The 954-nt window shown below is 74.1% G+C and carries 2 protein-coding genes; both read right to left on the reverse strand.

Annotated features, from left to right (window positions below):
• Positions 1-98 precede the first annotated feature (98 nt).
• Positions 99-473: a hypothetical protein gene (locus GM668_RS30960; protein ID WP_211923484.1), complete on the reverse strand. Its 375-nt coding sequence runs from the start codon at positions 471-473 to the stop codon at positions 99-101.
• Between the two features lie 69 nt (positions 474-542).
• The coding region (locus GM668_RS30965) for a hypothetical protein (protein ID WP_371868806.1) at positions 543-954 on the reverse strand (412 nt) is incomplete at its 5' end.

Below are 954 nucleotides of genomic sequence, written 5' to 3' on the forward strand. Positions count from 1 at the left end.
GCTGCCGATGCGGTCGGCGCGGTGGGCGCAGTCGGCGCTGCCCGTGCGGCAGGCCCGGCAAGCGCCGCTGCACTGGATGCGGGATTGGCGCCGGCCGGTTATGGCTGGTCTGCGCCATCGGCAGAACCGGCACGGAATATGGTCCCGCCTTCGGCCGCCCCATCGGCAGCCCCCGCCTCGCCGGCAGCGTCATCTTCCGCTCCGGGCCAGCCTGCCTCGGCCGCACCATCTGCCGCTACATGGAATACGGCGGCCACTGGTGCACCAATGCAGTTCCAGACCCAGCCACCATCGTCCCTGCCAGCCGATGTAGCGGCTACAGCACCGGGCACGGCCGCTCCTTCGGCCACGCCGCAGGGCGCGGCTGCCGCACCGTTGACTGGCGCCGCTGCCGCACCTGGTACTGCCGCACCTGGTACTGCCGCGCCTGGTACTGCCGCGCCTGGCACTGCCGCACCGGCGGCAACAGCCACGCGCGGTCCTGCTGCGCCCGCAACGGCCGCCCCGGGTACCGCAGCGCCATCGGCCGCAGCCGCCAGTGCCTACGCCAATAGCGCGCCGGGTACGGCCGCACCAACCCTGGCAGCACGGACACCGATGGCCGCAACAGCGGCGCCGGGTACCGCCGCGCCAACCGTGGCAGTACGGTCACCAATGGCGGCAACAGCGGCGCCGGCGCCGGGCACCCCCGCCCCAGGCACGGCCGCGCCAAGCGCCGCTGCGGGACTGGCGCAAACGACAGCAGCGCCCTCCTCTGCGCCAGGTACGGCTGCACCAGCCATGGCGGCACCGCTTTCCACCGCGCCATCGGCTGCGCCGTTGTCCGCAGTGACCAGCGCACCTTCGGCAGGCCCTTCAATGTGGGCACAAGCTGCCGCCACGACCGCACCGGGCACTGCTGCGCCACAGGCGGCAACGCGCGCCGCCACACCGGCCACCGCCGCGCCGGCCACC

The organism is Pseudoduganella ginsengisoli (genome assembly GCF_009720865.1).
Classification (GTDB): Bacteria; Pseudomonadota; Gammaproteobacteria; order Burkholderiales; family Burkholderiaceae_D; genus Rugamonas; species Rugamonas ginsengisoli.